The sequence below is a fragment of the Streptomyces sp. PA03-6a genome (assembly GCF_033792765.1).
GTDB lineage: Bacteria > Actinomycetota > Actinomycetes > Streptomycetales > Streptomycetaceae > Actinacidiphila.
Genome location: NZ_JARAVK010000546.1, coordinates 1 through 1,651 on the forward strand (window position 1 = coordinate 1; position 1,651 = coordinate 1,651).

Sequence of the window (1,651 nt, forward strand, 5' to 3'; positions counted from 1 at the left end):
GTTCCGCAGGCTCAAGGTGCGCGGCCAGGTGGCGGTCGTCCGCCGCAGCGACACGGTGTCCGCCCCGGACCAGGCCGCCGCGGCGGCGAAGGCCGGCGCACGGCAGCTGCTGATCCTGAACGACGGCTACGGCAAGCTCGATGCCTGGGCTGACCTCGTCAAGGGCGCCCCGCTGCCCGTGGCCTCGCTCGGCACCGACGACAGCGCACGGCTGCTGAGCCGGCTCCGGGGGCACGGCACCGCGACGCTGAAGGTGGTCTCGCACCCGTACCCGCGCTATCTGTACGACCTGATCCGCCGCCATGACGGGGCGGTCCCGAAGGACCCGTCCTACCGTCCGCGTCCCGGGGACCTGGCCCGCATCGACGAGTCGTTCCGCAACACCTCGCAGGCCGGGGCTGTCGAGTACCGAGAGGACGCATCTCTCGTCGGCGGGTCGATGCAGCTGCAGCCGACGCAGGTTGCGGCCCAGGGCACCCTCACGTCCTGGGTCACGGCGGGCGACGGCACCCGCTGGATCTCGGCGGCCGCCATGCCCGACCTCAACCAGCGGGGCGAGGCCCGCACGTACAAGCCGCGCAGCACCATCAGCGAGGCCTGGTTCGCGCCGATCCAGCGCCCGCGGGTACTCAACGACGGCATCAACTGGACGGCCCCCTTCCGAGTCGGTGACGTCATCAGCACCTCCACGCTGCCGGCCTGGGGTGACTCCGGTGGTCACGCAGGTCTTACCTGGGCTGATGGCGACACGTCGAAGGTCTCGCTGTACCAGGGCGACCAGCTGCTCGGTGAGGCGTACAACGAGTGGCCCGTCACCGCCGAGGAGGTATCGCCGGACCCGCAGCTCTACCGAATCGTCGTAGAGGGCAAGCGCGACCTGCCGGACCGCCCGTACTCGACCCGCACCCGCACCGAGTGGGGCTTCACCTCGAGCACGACGGACTACTCGGCCATCACGCCCCTGCCGCTGGTCCAGCTCGACTACGCGGTGGCCACCGACCTGTCCGGCAAGGCCAAGCGGCGCACCGCGCTGACGGTCACCGCCTCGCACCTGAAGGGCGCGGCGGGCGCGGGGGCGATCCGCACGGTGAACCTGGAGGTGTCGTACGACGACGGCGCCACCTGGCGCAGGACGACGCTGCGGCAGTCGGGCGGCGGCTGGAAGGCACAGCTCGACGCGCCGTCGCGGGCCCGCTTCGCGAGCCTGCGGACGACGGCCCGGGACTCGAAGGGGAACAGTGTCAGCCAGACCCTGATCCGCGCCTTCGGTATCAAGTAGCCGACGGCACGACGGACGTAGGGCCCTTGCCCCCGGTGCGGTACCGGGGGCAAGGGCCCTACTCGTACCGCGTCACGCTGTCCGCATCCACGTCCGAGTGTGCGCCACGCCACCCGCAGACAGACCACAGAACGCCGAGACGTTGCGGGACACGCTGACGCCCTGACGACAGGGTCTTGTGGCACTCATGATCTACGGTAAGCAGATAACACACCAAAAGCGGCGAGAGTGGATGGAATGCTCCGAAAGGTCCCAGCATGAGCCTCGGCAATATTCTTCCTGACCGTATCGGCTTCGGTACGGCCCCCATGGGCAACATGTTCCGTGCCGTGCCGGACGACGAAGTGACGGCCACGTTGGATGCCGCCTGGG

2 pseudogenes are annotated in these 1,651 nt (G+C 69.8%); both read left to right on the forward strand.

Annotation, left to right across the window (positions count from 1 at the left end):
* A pseudogene (locus PV350_RS46505) lies at window positions 1-1,279 on the forward strand (S8 family serine peptidase); the annotation flags it as partial.
* Window positions 1,280-1,536: 257 nt separating this feature from the next.
* A pseudogene (locus PV350_RS46510) lies at window positions 1,537-1,651 on the forward strand (aldo/keto reductase); the annotation flags it as partial.